The sequence below is a fragment of the Arthrobacter sp. S39 genome (assembly GCF_004320525.1).
Taxonomy (GTDB): Bacteria; Actinomycetota; Actinomycetes; order Actinomycetales; family Micrococcaceae; genus Arthrobacter.
This window is the reverse complement of the sequence record NZ_SIHX01000004.1, coordinates 221860-239298: the sequence shown is the minus strand read 5'-3', so window position 1 is coordinate 239298 and position 17439 is coordinate 221860. Positions and strand designations below refer to the sequence as shown.

General features: G+C 67.3%; 14 protein-coding genes. 10 read left to right on the top strand and 4 right to left on the bottom strand.

The genetic code is table 11. The features are described from left to right. Positions 1-18: 18 nt before the first annotated feature. From carA to EYS21_RS10110, 9 genes are all read left to right on the top strand, one after another. Positions 19-1236: a glutamine-hydrolyzing carbamoyl-phosphate synthase small subunit gene (gene carA / locus EYS21_RS10150; protein ID WP_207307748.1), complete on the top strand. Its 1218-nt coding sequence runs from the start codon at positions 19-21 to the stop codon at positions 1234-1236. Further along, complete coding sequence (carB, locus tag EYS21_RS10145; protein WP_131133079.1) at positions 1236-4550, top strand: carbamoyl-phosphate synthase large subunit; 3315 nt, start codon at positions 1236-1238, stop codon at positions 4548-4550. The genes carA and carB overlap by 1 nt, the downstream gene beginning before the upstream one ends. Beyond that, positions 4543-5412 (top strand): orotidine-5'-phosphate decarboxylase, encoded by an 870-nt coding sequence (pyrF, locus tag EYS21_RS10140; RefSeq protein WP_131133078.1) that lies wholly within the window; start codon positions 4543-4545, stop codon positions 5410-5412. The genes carB and pyrF overlap by 8 nt, the downstream gene beginning before the upstream one ends. A 109-nt stretch (positions 5413-5521) precedes the next feature. Further along, positions 5522-5839 (top strand): integration host factor, actinobacterial type, encoded by a 318-nt coding sequence (gene mihF / locus EYS21_RS10135; protein ID WP_207307737.1) that lies wholly within the window; start codon positions 5522-5524, stop codon positions 5837-5839. Positions 5840-5886: 47 nt separating this feature from the next. Beyond that, entirely contained in the window at positions 5887-6459 is a 573-nt protein-coding gene (gene gmk, locus EYS21_RS10130) for a guanylate kinase (protein ID WP_131133077.1), read from the top strand. A 39-nt stretch (positions 6460-6498) separates the two neighbouring features. Beyond that, a complete protein-coding gene (gene rpoZ, locus EYS21_RS10125) occupies positions 6499-6759 on the top strand; it encodes a DNA-directed RNA polymerase subunit omega (protein ID WP_003800778.1) in 261 nt (86 codons plus the stop codon). Positions 6760-6790: 31 nt separating this feature from the next. Beyond that, positions 6791-8035 carry a bifunctional phosphopantothenoylcysteine decarboxylase/phosphopantothenate--cysteine ligase CoaBC gene (gene coaBC, locus EYS21_RS10120; RefSeq protein ID WP_131133076.1) on the top strand — a complete coding sequence of 415 codons (1245 nt, stop codon included), beginning with the start codon at positions 6791-6793 and terminating at the stop codon, positions 8033-8035. A gap of 79 nt (positions 8036-8114) precedes the next feature. Continuing rightward, positions 8115-9350, top strand: a complete 1236-nt coding sequence (gene metK, locus EYS21_RS10115) for a methionine adenosyltransferase (RefSeq protein WP_131133075.1) — start codon at positions 8115-8117, stop codon at positions 9348-9350. A gap of 87 nt (positions 9351-9437) precedes the next feature. Then, the gene (locus EYS21_RS10110) at positions 9438-11567 is read left to right on the top strand and encodes a primosomal protein N' (RefSeq protein WP_131133074.1); all 2130 of its coding nucleotides are present in this window, start codon (positions 9438-9440) and stop codon (positions 11565-11567) included. A 5-nt stretch (positions 11568-11572) separates the two neighbouring features. Here the strand turns inward: EYS21_RS10110 and EYS21_RS10105 are convergent, their stop codons facing one another. From EYS21_RS10105 to EYS21_RS10090, 4 genes are read right to left on the bottom strand one after another with little or no spacing between them, the layout of a single operon-like run. Next, positions 11573-12673 carry a glycosyltransferase family 1 protein gene (locus EYS21_RS10105; protein ID WP_131133073.1) on the bottom strand — a complete coding sequence of 367 codons (1101 nt, stop codon included), beginning with the start codon at positions 12671-12673 and terminating at the stop codon, positions 11573-11575. Then, entirely contained in the window at positions 12670-13599 is a 930-nt protein-coding gene (locus EYS21_RS10100; RefSeq protein WP_131133072.1) for an alpha/beta hydrolase, read from the bottom strand. The genes EYS21_RS10105 and EYS21_RS10100 overlap by 4 nt, the downstream gene beginning before the upstream one ends. Positions 13600-13610: 11 nt before the next feature. After that, the gene (locus EYS21_RS10095) at positions 13611-14492 is read right to left on the bottom strand and encodes an aldo/keto reductase (protein ID WP_131133071.1); all 882 of its coding nucleotides are present in this window, start codon (positions 14490-14492) and stop codon (positions 13611-13613) included. 35 nt (positions 14493-14527) lie between these two features. Continuing rightward, positions 14528-15490, bottom strand: coding sequence for a sugar-binding domain-containing protein (locus tag EYS21_RS10090; protein WP_131133270.1), 963 nt, complete (start codon positions 15488-15490; stop codon positions 14528-14530). 192 nt (positions 15491-15682) lie between these two features. Between EYS21_RS10090 and EYS21_RS10085 the strand changes: the two genes are divergently transcribed. Beyond that, positions 15683-17422, top strand: a complete 1740-nt coding sequence (locus EYS21_RS10085) for a glycerol-3-phosphate dehydrogenase/oxidase (protein ID WP_242633380.1) — start codon at positions 15683-15685, stop codon at positions 17420-17422. Positions 17423-17439: the final 17 nt, after the last annotated feature.

The following is a 17439-nucleotide window of genomic DNA, read 5'->3' as shown; positions in this document are numbered from 1 at the left end:
GAAGTGACAGCAGACGCAGTGGATGCCACTGCAGCAGCGATTTCCACCCCCGCCGCTCTGGTCCTTGAAGATGGCCGCATCTTCCGCGGCACCAGCTACGGCGCCACCGGCACTGCCCTGGGCGAGGCAGTCTTCGCCACCGGAATGACCGGCTACCAGGAAACCATCACGGATCCCTCCTACGCCCGCCAGCTGGTGGTGCAGACCGCACCGCACATCGGCAACACCGGCGTCAACAGCGAAGACGCTGAATCCCGCCGCATCTGGGTGGCCGGCTACATCGTCCGCGACGCCGCCCGCCGCCCCTCGAACTGGCGCTCCGAACGAAGCCTGGACGACGAACTCGTCGCGCAGGGCATCGTGGGCATCCAGGGCGTGGACACCCGCGCCATCACCCGGCACCTGCGCGAACACAAGACCATGCGCGCCGGCATCTTCTCCGGCGACGCCGCCCAGGCCACGGACAAGGAACTCCTGGACTCGGTCCTGGCCAGCGCCCCGATGGAAGGCGCGCGGCTGGCTGAGGAAGTCAGCGTCGATGAGGCCTACGTGGTGGAACCGAATGACCACGGCTGGGACGGCGAGCCGCGCTTCAGCATTGCCGCCATCGACCTCGGCATCAAGGCCATGACCCCCGTCCGCTTCGCCGAGCGCGGCGTCCGGGTCCATGTCCTGCCGGCAACGTCCACCCTCGAGGACGTCAAGGCCGTCAGCCCGGACGGTTTCTTTATGTCCAACGGCCCCGGCGACCCCGCCACCGCCGACGCCCAGGTCAAGCTGCTGCGCTCCGTCCTGGACGAGAAGCTGCCGTACTTCGGCATCTGCTTCGGCAACCAGATCCTGGGCCGCGCCCTCGGGTTCGGCACCTACAAGCTGCGCTACGGCCACCGCGGCATCAACCAGCCCGTGATGGACCGCCGCACGGGCAAGGTGGAGATCACCTCGCAGAACCACGGTTTCGCCGTGGACGCACCGCTCGACGGCGCCACCCAGGCCCCTGAGGAACGCTACGGCCGCGTTGAGGTCAGCCACATCAGCCTCAACGACGACGTCGTGGAGGGCCTCGCGTGCCTGGACATCCCCGCGTTCTCGGTCCAGTACCACCCCGAAGCGGCGGCAGGCCCGCACGACGCCGCCTACCTGTTCGACCGTTTCATCGACCTGATGGCGGACACCAAATCAGCCGCAGACGGCGCGAAGAACACCACCGACTCCAAGACTGAGGACAAGAAGTAATGCCCAAGAGAACTGACCTTAAGAGCGTCCTGGTCATCGGTTCCGGCCCGATCGTCATCGGCCAGGCTGCCGAATTCGACTACTCCGGCACCCAGGCACTGCGTGTCCTCAAGGAGGAGGGCCTCCGCGTCATCCTGGTGAACTCCAACCCGGCCACCATCATGACGGACCCCGAGTTCGCCGACGCCACCTACATCGAGCCCATCACCCCCGAGGTGGTGGAGAAGATCATCGCCAAGGAACGCCCGGACGCCGTCCTGCCCACCCTGGGCGGCCAGACCGCACTGAACACCGCCATCGCGCTGGACAAGAACGGTGTGCTGGAGAAGTACAACGTGGAGCTCATCGGCGCGAACATAGCGGCCATCGAGCTCGGCGAGGACCGCGAAAAGTTCAAGGGCGTGGTGGAACGCTGCGGCGCCGAATCCGCCCGCAGCCACATCATCCACACCATGGACGAGGCCCTCACGGCAGCCGAAGACCTGGGCTACCCGATGGTGGTCCGGCCGTCCTTCACCATGGGCGGGCTCGGCTCCGGCCTGGCGTACACCGAGGACGACCTCCGCCGCATCGTGGGCCAGGGCCTGCAGTACAGCCCCACCAGTGAGGTGCTGCTCGAAGAGAGCATCCTCGGCTGGAAGGAATACGAGCTTGAGATGATGCGGGACAAGAACGACAACGTCGTTGTTGTCTGCTCCATCGAAAACTTCGACCCCGTAGGCGTCCACACCGGCGACTCCATCACCGTTGCCCCGGCCCTGACACTGACCGACCGCGAATACCAGCGGCTGCGCGACATCTCCATCGCCGTCATCCGCGAAGTGGGCGTCGACACCGGCGGCTGCAACATCCAGTTCGCCATCGAACCGGACACCGGACGCGTGGTGGTCATCGAGATGAACCCGCGCGTGTCCCGCTCCTCCGCCCTGGCCTCGAAGGCCACCGGGTTCGCCATCGCCAAGATCGCCACCAAGCTCTCCCTCGGCTACACCCTGGACGAGATCCCGAACGACATCACGCAGAAGACCCCGGCGTCGTTCGAACCCACCCTGGACTACGTCGTTGTGAAGGTCCCCCGCTTCGCGTTCGAGAAGTTCCCTGCCGCCGATGACACCCTGACCACCACCATGAAGTCCGTGGGCGAAGCCATGGCCATGGGCCGCAACTTCACCGAGGCGCTGCAGAAGGCACTCCGCTCCCTGGAACAGAAGGGCTCGCAGCTGGACTTCAGCTCCGTCCCGGAATGGGAAGTCCCGGAACTCATCGAAAAGGCCAAGCGCCCCACCACAGAGCGCCTGCACCAGGTCCAGCGGGCCATGCTCGGCGGCGCCACCGTCGAAGAGCTCTACGCGGCCACCAAGATCGATCCGTGGTTCCTGGACCAGCTCCAGCTGCTGAACGAGATCTCCCGCGAGATCCGCCAGGCCGGTGCCCTGACCGTGGAGATGCTCCAGCGCGCCAAGCGCCACGGCTTCTCCGACGAGCAGATCGGCGCCCTCACGCACAACTCCGAGGCAGTGGTCCGCGGTGTCCGCCAGGCCCTGGGCATCCGTCCGGTCTACAAGACCGTGGATACCTGCGCCGCCGAGTTCGCCGCCTACACCCCGTACCACTACTCGTCCTATGACGAGGAGGACGAGGTGGCGCTGCACTCCAAACCGTCCATCCTGATCCTCGGCTCCGGCCCGAACCGCATCGGCCAGGGCATCGAGTTCGACTACTCCTGCGTCCACGCCTCCATGGCCCTGCGCAAGGCCGGGTACGAGACCGTGATGGTCAACTGCAACCCGGAGACCGTCTCCACCGACTACGACGTCTCCACCCGCCTGTACTTCGAGCCGCTGACCCTTGAGGACGTCCTCGAGGTCATCGCGGCTGAAGAGCGCACCGGCGGCGTCATGGGCGTCTTTGTGCAGCTCGGCGGCCAGACCCCGCTGAAGCTCGCGCAGCAGCTGGCCGACGCCGGCGTACCCATCCTGGGCACCTCCCCGGAAGCGATCGACCTCGCCGAGCACCGCGGCGAATTCTCCCGCGTCCTGGACAACGCCGGACTGATCTCCCCGAAGAACGGCACCGCCGTGTCCTTCGAGGACGCCAAGAAGATCGCCGACGAGATCGGCTACCCCGTCCTGGTCCGCCCGTCCTACGTGCTCGGCGGCCGCGGCATGGAGATCGTCTACGACGAGGCCAACCTCTCCCGCTACATCGCCAACGCCACCGAGATCACCCCGGACCACCCGGTCCTGATCGACAGGTTCCTGGAAGACGCCGTCGAAATCGACGTCGACGCACTGTTCGACGGCACCGACATGTACCTGGGCGGCATCATGGAGCACATCGAGGAAGCCGGGATCCACTCCGGCGACTCCGCCTGCGTCCTGCCGCCGATCACCCTGGGCAACAACGTCCTGGAACGTGTCCGCACCGCTACCCGTGCCATCGCCGAAGGCGTGGGGGTGCGGGGCCTGATCAACATCCAGTTCGCCCTCGCCTCCGACGTCCTGTACGTCCTGGAAGCGAACCCGCGGGCCTCCCGCACCGTGCCGTTCGTGTCCAAGGCCACCGGCGTCCAGATGGCCAAGGCCGCCGCCCTGATCGGCACAGGCGTCACCATCAACCAGCTCCGCAGCGCCTACAAGATGCTGCCGGAAACCGGCGACGGTTCCACGCTGCCGCTGGACGCCCCGGTGTCCGTCAAGGAAGCCGTGCTGCCGTTCAGCCGGTTCCGTACCCCTGAGGGCAAGGTCGTGGACTCCCTGCTCGGCCCGGAAATGCGTTCAACCGGTGAAGTGATGGGCATCGACAAGCACTTCGACACCGCGTTCGCCAAGAGCCAGGCCGCCGCCAACAACGCGCTGCCCACCCAAGGCAAGATCTTTGTCTCCGTGGCCAACCGGGATAAGCGCTCGGTCATCATGGGCGTCAAGCGGCTTTCCGACCTCGGCTTCGAGATTGTCTCCACCGGCGGCACAGCTGATGTCCTGCGCCGCAACGGCATCCAGGCCACCCCGGTGCGCAAGGTCGCCGAAGGCAGCAGCGCCGAAGGCGAAGGCACCATCGCGGACCTCGTCATCGCCGGCGACATCGACATGGTGTTCAACACCCCCTCCGGCGGCGAAGCCCGCAGCGACGGCTACGAACTGCGCGCGGCGGCCACGTCCATCGGCATTCCCTGCATCACCACGGTGGCTGAATTCAACGCCGCCGTGCAGGCGATCGAGGCCATGCGCACGTACGAGTGGTCCGTCACCAGCCTGCAGGAACACGCCGCAGCCCTGGCAGCATCGCAGGAAGCTGCGCGCCAGAATGCCTGACGCCGGCTCCGAACTGCCCGCCCCCAGCCGGGAGTCCTTTGGCTCCCGGCTGGGGACGGCCATGGCCGCCCGCGGACCGCTGTGCGTGGGCATTGACCCGCACCCGGCGCTGCTGAAGAGCTGGGGACTGGACGACGACGCCGACGGCCTCAGGCGTTTCTCGCTGACGGTCCTGGAGGCGGTCGGTTCGCTCGCTGCCGCGGTCAAGCCGCAGGTGGCCCTTTACGAGCGCCACGGCTCGGCCGGCATGGCGGTCCTTGAGGAACTCCTGGCTGCCGCCCGGGACGAGGCCGTGCTGACCATCGCGGACGCCAAGCGCGGCGACATCGGATCCACCATGGCCGCGTACGCGGACGCCTGGCTGCGGGACGGGTCGGCGCTGGCTGCCGACTCCGTGACGCTCAGCCCGTACCTCGGGTTTGAGTCGCTCCGCCCGGCCCTGGACCTCGCGGCTGAATACGGCCGCGGTGTGTTTGTCCTGGCCCTGACGTCCAACCCGGAGGGGGCATCCGTCCAGCACATCGGCGGGGCCGACTCCGTGGCACGGCGGATCACGGAAGCCGCAGCTGCGGAGAACCGCCGCTACGAGGGACCGCTGGGGTCCGTCGGACTTGTGGTCGGCGCCACCGTGGGTTCGGCGCTGACTGACCTGCAGCTGGACCTGCAGGCAGTCCGCGGCCCCATCCTTGCCCCGGGGCTGGGGGCGCAGGGCGCCACCCCGGCTGACCTGCGCCGGACGTTCGGTCCGGCGTACCCGCAGGTGCTGGGAACGTCAAGCCGCGACATCCTAGCTGCCGGCCCCGGCATCCAGGGACTGCAGGACGCCGCCCTGCGGACGCTGGACGGGCTTCGCGAAGCCTGACCTGGCCTAGCGCGGGTCCATTGATTCGCGGGGCACCAAAGGGTAGGTTTCAGGACAAGTCCAATGGCGGCCGCCTTGGATGCATCCGACCAAACCGGGGGTGTCCACCATGAGCCTGCGACCGCTATCCGCGTCGGAACGCGCAGACGCGCTGCAGAAGGCAGCTGCTGCCAGGGCTGCCAGGGCAGCGGCAAAAGAGCGGCTCAAAAACGGCCAGACGTCGGCCGCCGACATCATCAGGTCGGCGGCCGCGGACGACGCCCTGGCCCGGATGCGCGTGGCAGAGCTTCTTGAAGCGCTTCCCGGCATCGGCAAGGTCCGGGCTGCTGCCATTATGGAGCAGCTGGGAATCGCTGCTTCCCGCCGGGTCCGGGGGCTGGGCATTCACCAGCGCCAGGCGCTGGTAGATTTTATAGACGAGAAGTAGGGCGTGCCACGGTTCGCCCCATCCGAACCGAAGCCGTAAAGGAATACGTGAGCAAGAAACCGGGACTGACAGTCCTCGCAGGTCCGACGGCTGTTGGCAAAGGCACCGTGTCCACCTACATCCGGGACAACTACCCCGAAGTCTGGCTTTCCGTTTCGGCCACCACCCGCGCCCCGCGGCCCGGTGAGGAGGACGGCGTCCACTACTTCTTCAAGTCCAGGGAAGATTTCGAGTCGCTCGTGGCAGCCGGCGAGTTCCTGGAGTGGGCAGTAGTCCACGGCCAGAACACCTACGGCACCCTGAAGAGCACCGTGAACCAGGCCATCGCCGACGGCAAGTCAGTCCTGCTCGAGATTGACCTGCAGGGTGCCCGGCAGGTCAAGGCGGCCGTCCCGGACGCGCAGTTTGTCTTCCTTGCGCCGCCGAGCTGGGACGAAATGGTGCGCCGGCTGGTAGGCCGCGGCACCGAAACTGCCCAGGAACAGCAGCAGAGGCTGGAAACCGCTAAACTAGAACTTGCCGCTGAACCGGAGTTTGACCACACCGTCATCAATGATGACGTTCGCCGGGCAGCGGACGAGCTAGTTTCACTCATGGGGCTGACACCGCACCCGCACTAGTTGCCGGTAGCAGTCGGCCCGTTAGAATTTGGAGAATTCGTGTCCACGAACCTTGAAGGCATCATCAACCCGCCGATCGACTCACTGCTTGAGGCAGCTGATTCCAAGTACGGCCTGGTGATCTTCGGTGCCAAGCGTGCACGTCAGATCAACGCTTACTACGCCCAGCTGCACGAGGGCCTGTTCGAGTACGTCGGCCCGCTGGTCGACACCAAGCTGAACGAGAAGTCGCTTTCCATCGCCCTGCGCGAGATCAACGAAGGCAAGCTCGTTTCCACGCCGATCGAAGCGGCAGAGTAAGTTCTGCAGACTGCCTGTTGACGGAGGTCACGTGCGCATAGTCCTCGGAGTCGGGGGAGGGATTGCCGCCTACAAGGTGGCATCGCTCCTCCGGCTTTTTACTGAAGCCGGCCATGACGTCACGGTCATCCCCACCGAGGCGGCTACCCGCTTTGTTGGAGTTGCAACCTGGGAGGCCCTGTCCGGGCATCCCGTCAGCAACAGCGTTTTCGACGACGTCCACCAGGTCAACCATGTCCGCCTCGGCCATGAAGCAGACCTGATCGTGGTGGCACCTGCCACCGCGGACCTGCTGGCCCGTGCCGCGACCGGACAGGCCAACGACCTCCTGACGAACACCCTGCTGATGGCCAGCGGGCCGGTGCTGTTTGCGCCTGCCATGCACACGGAGATGTGGCAGCACGCTGCCACCCGCGCCAATGTTGAAACCCTGCGGGGCCGGGGAGTTGCCGTCCTGGAACCCGCCAGCGGACGGCTCACCGGCTCCGACTCCGGACCCGGGCGCCTGCCCGAGCCGGAAGCCATCTTCGACGCCGCCATCGCACTGACCCAGGGCAGCTCCGACTATCAGCTCCCGCTCGCGGGAAAGACGGTCACCATCAGTGCCGGCGGGACCCGGGAACCTTTGGACCCGGTGCGGTTCCTGGGCAACCGCTCATCCGGCAAGCAGGGCGTCGCCCTGGCCGTTGCCGCCCGCAACGCGGGAGCCACCGTCCGGCTCCTGGCCGCGCACATGGAAGTACCCGCGCCTGCCGGTGTCGAGGTGGTGGCGGTGGAGACTGCCCTGCAGCTGCGGGAAGCCGCGCTGGCGGCGGCAGCCGATTCCGACGTCGTCATCATGGCCGCGGCCGTGGCCGACTTCCGTCCCGCTGAGATTTCCGGCACAAAAATCAAGAAGCGCGACGACGCCGCCGACCCCGTCATCTCCCTGGTCCGGAATCCGGACATCCTGCACGAACTGGTGGAACTGCGGGATGCCGCCGCAAACCAGCTCCGCCGCAGCCAGCTCATTGTCGGTTTCGCCGCGGAGACCGGTGACGGCGAAGGCGACGTCCTGGCGTACGCCGAAGCCAAGCTCAGGCGCAAGGGCTGCGACCTGCTGGTGGTCAACCATGTGGGCACGGACAAAGTCTTTGGCCAGGACACCAACGCCGTAGTCATCCTGTCGCGCTCCGGCTCCGAACCCCAAGAGGCATCCGGAACCAAGACCGAAGTATCGGCCGCCGTCATTAACCGGATCGGCTATGAGCTGAACCACGTTTCGCCCCGCGCCTGACGGCAGGCCAAGCGAGGGTTTCCTTAGTACGGGGACACACGCTGCCGGACGTCCGATCCCCAACCAGTAAGGTAGTTGAGTGACTTTACCGCTGCACATTCCCCACACCCACGGGGCCACGCCCTCCGCCCTCCGGCTCTTCACCTCGGAGTCCGTGACTGAAGGCCACCCGGACAAGATCTGCGACCAGATCAGCGACGCCATCCTCGATGCGCTGCTGGCCGCGGACCCGGAGTCCCGCGTCGCCGTTGAGACCATGGCCACCACAGGCCTGGTCCACGTGGCCGGCGAGGTCACCACGGACGCCTACGTTGAGATCCCGCAGATCGTCCGCGAGACCATCCTGGGCATCGGCTACGACTCGTCCGCCAACGGATTCGACGGCGCCCGCTGCGGCGTGTCCGTCTCCATCGGGCAGCAGTCCAACGACATCGCCGGCGGCGTGTTCAACTCGCTGGAAGCCCGCGAAGGCCGCCAGGAGGACGACTACGATCTCCAAGGTGCCGGTGACCAGGGCCTGATGTTCGGGTACGCGAGCGACGAGACCCCGTCCTACATGCCGACGCCGATCTGGCTCGCGCACCGCCTGTCCGAGCGCCTCACCGAAGTGCGCAAGTCCGGCGAACTGTCCTACCTCCGTCCCGACGGCAAGACCCAGGTCACCATCGGCTACGACAAGGACGTGCCGGTTTCCGTGGAAACCGTGGTCATCTCCAGCCAGCACGCCGAAGGAACCAGCCTGGACCGGCTCCGCGCCGACCTCGCCTCCTTCGTGATCAACCCGGTGCTGGCCGCGGCGAACCTGGACATCTCCCGGACCGCCAACATCCTGAACCCCGCCGGGGAGTTCGTCATCGGCGGCCCGGTCGGCGACGCTGGCCTGACCGGACGCAAGATCATCGTTGACACCTACGGCGGCATGGCCCGCCACGGCGGCGGCGCCTTCTCCGGCAAGGACCCGTCCAAGGTGGACCGCTCGGCAGCCTACGCCATGCGCTGGGTAGCCAAGAATGTGGTGGCCGCAGGCCTGGCCAAGCGCGCCGAAATCCAGATTGCCTACGCCATCGGCCAGGCACGCCCCGTGGGCACCTACGTGGAGACCTTCGGCACGGAAACGGTGGACCCGGCACGGATCAGCGCCGCCATCGCGGAGATCTTCGACCTCCGCCCGCGGGCCATCATCGATGCCCTGGACCTCAAGCGCCCCATCTACGCCAAGACGGCGGCGCACGGGCACTTCGGCCGTGACGATCCCGACTTCACCTGGGAGCGCCTGGACCGCGTGGACGACCTCAAGGCTTTCTTCAACGCCTAGCCTTCGCTAACGTCCAGTCCAGCCACCTGGCCCCGGCTGAAAATGTCGGGGCCAGGTGGTTTGCTGGTTCGAAAGGGGGTAGCCGCCATGGCAAAAGATGAGACTGTCCAGGCAGAGCCTGGCCTCCCCGGTGCCGTGCAGCTGTCCCTGCTCCAGGGATTCCCGGCGCGCAAGCCACAGGCCGGCCCCCCGCTTGCAACGCACCTCCCGGTGGCCAGGGTGCTCGTCGAATCGCCGCTGCCGCACCTGGACCGCCCGTTTGACTACAGTGTGCCTGCCGACCTCGACGCCGCCGCCCAGGCCGGCGTGCGGGTCAAAATCAAGTTCAACGGCCAGGAACTGGCCGGCTTCATCATGGAACGCGCCGCCGAATCCGACGCCGGCCATACCCTGGTCCCGCTGCACAAAGTGATCTCGCCGCTGCCCGTCCTCACCCCGGCCGTCCGGGACCTGGCCTCCGCCGTTGCCGCCCGCTATGCCGGAACCATCAGCGATGTGCTCCGCGCCGCGGTTCCGCCCCGCGTTGCCAGGCTGGAGAAGGAGTTCCTGGCCCGGTCTGCTCCGGACCCTGCCGCGGACACCCAGGCCGACAACCCGGCCGGGTCCACTCCGTCCGGCGGGTGGGATGCCTACCGCAACGGCCAGGCGTTTATCCGGCACCTGGGGGAGGGCGGTTCCCCGCGTGCGGTGTTCAGCCCGCTCCAGGGCTTCGGTCCGGCGGCCTGGCCCCGGCTGGTCGCCCAGGCGGTTGCTGCCGTCCGTGCCTCCGGCCGTGGCGCCCTGGTGGTGGTTCCCGACTACCGCGACGTGGACCGGTTGGAAAAAGCGCTGGAAGAGGTCCTGCCCGCCAGCGACATCGCCCGGCTGACCGCCGATGACGGCCCCACTCCGCGGTACCGGAACTTCCTGCGCGTCCTCGACGGCTCGGCCCGGGTGGCCATCGGCACAAGATCGGCAGCGTTCGCTCCGGTCCGGGATCTGGGCCTCGTGGCCTGCTGGGACGACGGCAACGATCTCCATATCGAGCAGCGGGCCCCGTACGCCCATGCCCGCGACGTGCTGCTGCTCCGCGCCGGCCAGGAGGGCGCAGCCTGCCTGATGGCCGGCCACACCCGCAGCACCGAACTGCAGCGTCTGGTGGAAACCGGCTGGGCTACGCCCATCGACGCCGAACGCCCTGCCCTGCGTGCCACCGTGCCGAGGGTGCTGAACACCGCGGACAGCTTTGAACAGGAACGGGACCCGCTGGCCCGGATCGCGCGGCTGCCCGGCGCTGCCTGGCGCGCCGCCAAGGAAGGCCTGGAACGCGGACCGGTCCTGGTCCAGGTGGCCCGCGCCGGCTACGCGCCGTCGCTGGTCTGCGAGACCTGCCGCGAGCCGGCACGTTGCGGATCCTGCCAGGGGCCGCTGGCTGTCGCCGGTGCCAGCGGCAGCGCCGCCCTTCCCCAATGCCGCTGGTGCTCCACACCGGCCCCGGACTGGGAGTGCAGCCACTGCGGCGGCCGCCGGCTCCGGAAGGGTGCAACGGGGGTCATGCGGACGGCCGAGGAGCTGGGCCGGGCGTTCCCCGGCAAGGCGGTGGTCACCTCCTCCGGGGACCACGTCAAAACCGACGTCGGCAGCGCGAAGGCGCTGGTGGTTGCCACCGTGGGTGCCGAGCCAGTGGCCGACGGCGGGTACGCCGCGGCGCTGCTGCTCGACGGCGACTCGCTGCTCCGGCGCGAAAACCTCCGTGCGGGGGAGGACACCGTCCGGCGCTGGTTCAATGCCGCCGCCCTGGTGCGGCCGGCCACCGAAGGCGGCCTCGTGGTGATCACGGCAGCCGATACTGCGGCGGTCGGCGCTTTGCTGCGCTGGGATCCCGCCGGCTATGCCCAGCGCGAACTGGCCCTGCGGGTGGAGCTCCAGCTGCCCCCGGCGGTCCGGATCGCCTCCGTCACCGGCCCGCGCGCCGCCGTCGTGCATTTCACCGAGGGTGTCGAAAAGCAGCTGACAGCAGCCGGTGTGGACCTGCGGACGGCGGGTCCGGCGCCGGTGCTGCTGGTCGGCGCAGCCACCCCCCAGCGTGTTGGCGAGGACGTCCGCACGCTGCTGTTCTTCCCCTACGGTCAGGCGGCCGCAGTGACCAGGGTGCTCCGGGCCGCCCGTGCCGCCGCCGCGGCCAAGCGGAGCGAGGAGCCGGTACAGCTCCGCCTGGACGGCGTGGATGTCCTCTAGGCCGGTTAGGCCGGATGTGCCGGACGTTTCCGGCCCGAGCGCATGGCCACGATGTCGTGGGCCACGTCAACCAGCTGCCTGGCTGATTCATCCCAGCTGAATTCCGCGGCGCGCGCCACGGAACGGCGTGACACGTCCTGCCAGTGCCCGTCGTCCCGGAGTTTCTTCGCGGCAGCGGCGAACTCCGCGGCAGAGCCGGGGTCAACGTAGGACACGGCGTGGCCGCCCACTTCGCGGAAGATGGGGATGTCGCTGGCGATGACGGGCGTGCCCAGCGCCATGGCCTCCACGAGCGGCAGCCCGTAGCCTTCCGCCCGGGAAAGGCTCACCAGGGCGGTGGCGCGCCGGAGCAACGTGGCGTACTCGTCGTCGGTCACGCCGTTGTGGAACACCACCTTCGCGCCAGGGGGAACCATGATCTCCAGCTCGGCCCGGCGCTGCGGGGTGATCCTGCTCAGCAGGTGCAGGGTGAAGTCCGGCAGCTCGGCCATGCCCGCCACCATGGTCTCCACGTTTTTGTAGGGCATGAATGAGCCCATGTAGACGAGAGAATGCTCGGCCCCGGCGGCGGCGTCGCGCGGTTCCTGGTCCGGCTGCGGCGCGTTGCTGATGATCCGCACCGGCCGGCTGGTGAGCCGGTACTTTGCCATCAGCGCTTCCGTGGTGCTGCTGATGGTGGCCACGATGTCTGCCCGGTTGAGCAAGAGCCGCTGCGGCCAGAAGGCCTTGTGGTAGAGGCGCCACAGCACCCGCACCGGTGCGGGAAGGAAGCCGGGAGGTGCCGGGTGCTCGTAGTAGATGAGGTCGTGCAGGGTCAGGACCAGTCCGTAGTTGCGGCCCCAGGTTCCCATGGTCTGCATGGGGCAGATCACCACGTCAGCGCCGAGCGGGTTGATCTTCCGCGCCACAAACAGCTCCATGGGCGAGAGCGGGCTGTTGATCAGGGTGTAGGGCACGTCAGGGAGCAGGGCAAGCTGCCGGGGGTCGCTGATGAGCATGGAGACGTCGGCGATTTTTGCTGTTGCCGCTATCAGACTGGCGCCGTAGCGGCTGATTCCGTCGTGGTGGTCGGTCCGGGTAAAGCGGGCATCGACGACAATTTTCACGCGGGATGGTCCTTAAGGAAGCTGAGGATGAAGCCGGCGGCAGGCGCCGGCGTTTCGTAATGGATCAGGTGCCCGACGCCGGGGATCACCTTGAGCGTCCCGTCCGGCAGCAGGGCGGCGAGGCGGTGCTGGTCGGGCAGCATCGCGATCTCGTCCTTTTCGCCGGCGATGAGCAGGACCGGCAGGGCCAGTTGCCCGGCCACCTCGGCTACATTTCCGCTGACGGAGGCCGTGAACGATTCCAGCAGGCTGTCCCGGTCGGCGAAGGCGCTGAAATAGGAATGATGCTGGCCGTGGATGAACCGGCGCAGCTCCTTGTCCGGAGTTTTGGCCATGGCCCCGCTCATGACGCGGACGATCAGCGGGTTGCGGAGCAGGGCAAGGCCGGGCCCCTGGGGGAGCCGGGCCGCGAGCCGGTAGTACAGCACGGCGAGTTTGGTCATGATCCCCTTTGGCCCTTCCAGCGCCGGTGCGGCGATCGGGTTAATGAGGATCAGCGGCGAGACCGCGCCGGGGTGGGCTGCCACGAAGTGCGCGGCAACGATCGAACCGAACGAATGGCCCAGCAGGACGGTGTCCGGGCCGAGGCCCAGCGCAGCCATGAAGCCGGTGATGAACCTGCCGTAGTGCTCCACGGAATGTGGCCCCGAAGCGAAGGCATCGGAGCTGCCGAAGCCGGGGAGGTCCGGCATGATGAGCCGCATCCCCGGCAGCTGGTCCGCAACCCTGAGCAGTCCGTGGTGATCGCCGCGGAAGCCGTGGATCACCAGGATGTTCCGCGTCTCCGGCGTCACCTGGACCGGTTCGTAAGTCCAGTAGGCCACCGTGCCGCCGTCGAGCTCGATACGGGAAGCCCGGGTCCGGGCCGCGAGTTCCCGGCTGAAGTAGGACGGCGTGGCGGGAGGCTGCGGGTCAGCTGTTTTCATTTGCCGCGATCCTAGTTGACGTTGTCGGGGTGGGAGCCGGTGCGGTGGCCCCGGTCAAGTTCGGCGAGCGCAACCATGTCGCGGTCCGAAAGTTCAAAGCGGAAGACATCAAGGTTCTCCCGGATCCGGGCCTCGGAACTGGCCTTGGGGATGGCGATGTTGCCCAGCTGGATGTGCCATCGCAGGATGACCTGGGCCGCCGTCACGCCGTGTTCGGCGGCGCACGCCAGGACCACCGGATCCGCCAGGACCTGTCCCCGCCCCAGGGGGCTCCAGGCTTCCGTCCGGATTCCCAGCGCAGCGTGCTTTTCCCGCAGCTCAGCCTGCTGGAGCCACGGGTGCAGCTCGATCTGGTTGACGGCCGGCACTACTTCCGCCGTCTGCAGCAACTGGTCCAGGTGGGTGGGCTGGAAGTTGCAGACGCCGATGGCCCGCACTCTCCCTTCGCGGTACAGCGTTTCCAGGGCCCGGTAGGTGTCCGTGAAAAGCCCGCGCCGGGCGCAGGGCCAGTGGATCAGGTACATGTCCACGTAGTCCAGGCCGAGGTTAACCATGGAGTTGTCGAACGCCAAAAGCGTGGAGTCATAGCCCTGGTCATCGTTCCAGACCTTGGTGGTGATGAAGACGTCCCCGCGGGCCAACCCGGGCGACGCTTCGCCGGAGCCGCCGCTTCCGGTTCCCATTCCGCCGTCGTACCCAAAGAGGGAACTGATTCCGCGGGCCACACCGGTTTCGTTCCCGTACATGGCCGCAGTGTCGAAATGGCGGTAGCCGGCGCCGAGCGCGGTGGAGACCAGGGCGGACGCCTCCGCCACCGGAACCTTGTAGAGCCCATATCCCAACTGGTCGATCAGCACGCCGTTGTTCAGGCTGAGCCGGGGTGAGGTTTTCATAGCAACGACTCTACCCATTCTGTACCCAGACTCCCTCAGGCGGCGCCGTCGAAACCCACCAGGCGGCGTGCGGATGCCTCATCAAGAATCAGGTCCGTAGCCAGCCCTGCCGTCAGTGCCCCGCGGAGCCCGTTGATCTTGGACGCCCCGGACACCACGCAGATGCGGCGCCTGACCTGTTTGAGTTCCGCGAGCGCAGGTCCGGTGGAGCGTTCGTTCAGGACGATGCCGTCAGAGGACCCGTCGCCGCGGAAGAAGACGGTGGCGACGTCGCCCACAACGTCCGATCCTGCCAGGATCCCCAGGTCACTTTCGTCCAGGTAGCCGCCGGCGTAGACATGGCTGGGATAGTCCGCGTCCACCGAGCCCACCCCGAAGATCGCGATGCTCATCCGCGACTGCAGCTCCAGGATCCGTTGCACGCTGCGCTCATTCCACATGGCTGTCTTGGTCGCGGCGTGGTCAAAAAACGCCGGCACCGGGAACTGCTCGACCCGGGCCCCGTAGGCGCTGCCGAAGCGGCGCATGATGTCGCTTGCGTAGGTGATGCCCGTGGTGTGCATGTTTCCGGCGCCGTTGAGCTGGACAATGACGCAGTCGTGGGTGATCTTGCGGGTCAGGTGCCGGCTGACCGCGCTCAGCGTGGACCCCCAGGCGACCCCGATGATGGCGTTCGAATCCACCAGCGGCCCGATGGTGCGCGCGGCCTGCATGGCCACCCGGTCCAGCGTTTCCGCCTCATTCAGGGTTTCCAGGACCGGGACAACGTGCGCGTCAACGTTGTATGTGTCGCGGATCAGGCTCTCCAGTTCAGGGCCGGTGTCGAGCGGATTCCGGATCTGGATCTGCACCAGGCCCGACTCCCTGGCCGATGACAGGAGCCGGGACACCGTGGAACGGGAGGTGCGGAGCTCCCGGGCGATGGCGTCCATGGTGAGGTCCTGCAGGTAGTACATCTGTGCGGCGCGCAGGGCGTCGGAGTGGCGGGTCGGTGACATGAGGATCCGTTCTGCACGTTTGTGCATATAGGTTGACTCCATTTTCCATTACTTCAAACAATAGTTGGAGACCTGCGGGACGCCGGGCGGCGGCCGCACACACCAAACCCCAAGGGAGTTGTTTTGGGAACCAAGCATTTTTTCGGCCACAGCGGAGCTGCGCCTTCTCCGGCCAGCGGACCGCGTTCAGCGGTGCAGGCACTGAAGCAGCGGCCGCAGGCCAGGGTGCTGATCATCGGCGGCGGCATCAACGGCGTGGGCACGTTCCGCGACCTTGCCCTGCAGGGAGTTGACGTTGCCCTGGTGGAGCGCGGCGACTACTGCCAGGGAGCCAGCGGCGCCTCGTCGCACATGATCCACGGCGGTATCCGCTACCTGGAAAATGGCGAGTTCCGCCTCGTCCGGGAATCAGTGGTGGAACGGAACCGGCTGCTGCGCATCGCACCCCACTACGTGAAGCCGCTCCAGACCACGATTCCGATCTTCAGCACCTTCTCCGGCGTGCTCTCCGCACCACTGCGCTTCCTGACCCACAAACAGCAGGGCAAGCCCAAGGAACGCGGCGCATTCCTCATCAAGCTTGGCCTCAGCCTCTACGATTCGTTCTCCCGCGATGGCGGCTCCGTTCCCCGCCACCAGTTCCGCGGCCGCAAGCGCGCACTGGCCGAACTGCCGCACTTGAACCCCGGCATCAAATATGCGGCCACGTACTTCGACGCGTCCGTCCACAACCCGGAGCGCCTCACCCTGGACGTGCTCCAGGACGGTGAAAAAGCCGGGCTGGGCACTGCCGGCCAAACCAACGCCACGGCCCGGGCCAGCAACTACCTCTCTCTCCAGTCGATGAAACCCGGGGCGGCGGCAACCGGCGGCCCGGCCACGGGCAGCACCGTCCAGCTTCGCGACGAACTTACCGGCGAGGTGTTTGACTTCACCGCCGACGTCATCGTGAACACCACCGGTGCCTGGGTGGACCTCACGAACGAAGCGATGGGCGCCGCCTCCCGCTTTATGGGCGGCACCAAGGGCTCACATATCGTCCTGGACCACCCCGGACTCCTCGAGGCGTGCCGCGGCCGCGAAATCTTCTTCGAACACACCGACGGCCGGATCGTCCTGATCTACCCGATGGGGGACAGGGTCCTGGTGGGAACCACCGACGTGGACGCCGACATGGGCCAGGACGCGGTGTGCACCGACGGCGAAATCGACTATTTCCTTGACCTCATCGGCCATGTCTTCCCGGACATCCCGGTCGAACGCGGGCAGATCGTCTACACGTTCTCCGGCGTCCGTCCGTTGCCCCGGCACGAAGCAACCCAGCCCGGATTTGTCTCCCGGGACTACCGGATTGAACGCCGCGAAGCCGAGGCCGGCGCCGTCGTTCTTTCCCTGGTAGGCGGCAAGTGGACGACGTTCCGTGCGCTGGCTGAGCACATGACCAACGACGTGCTCGCCGAGCTGGGGATGGAACGGAAGGTTTCGACGGCGAAGCTCGCCATCGGCGGCGGAGCCGGCTTCCCCGACGACGAAGCCGGGGTCCAGAAATGGATCAAGGCCCACATGTCCGCCGGCCGCAACGCGGACCGGACCGCGGTCCTGCTGACGCGCTACGGCACCCGGGCCGGGGAAGTCATGCGTTACCTCGACGCCGGGCCCGACCGGCTCCTGCACTCCACGCACGAACTCAGCGTCCGCGAGCTGGAGTTTATGGCCGCCAATGAACAGGTGGGCCACCTCGCGGACGTGCTCATCCGCCGCACATCCCTGGCCTTCCGCGGCCTGGTCACGGGCGAACTGCTGCACGAGATGGCGGATGTGCTGGCCGGTCCGCTGGGCTGGGATGCCGCAACCACGGCCGCGGAGATCCGTGCGGCCCAGGATGTGCTGGAGCGTTTCCACCGCGTACAGATCCACAGCCTGGTCGCCTAAGCGGCACGGCTGACGGC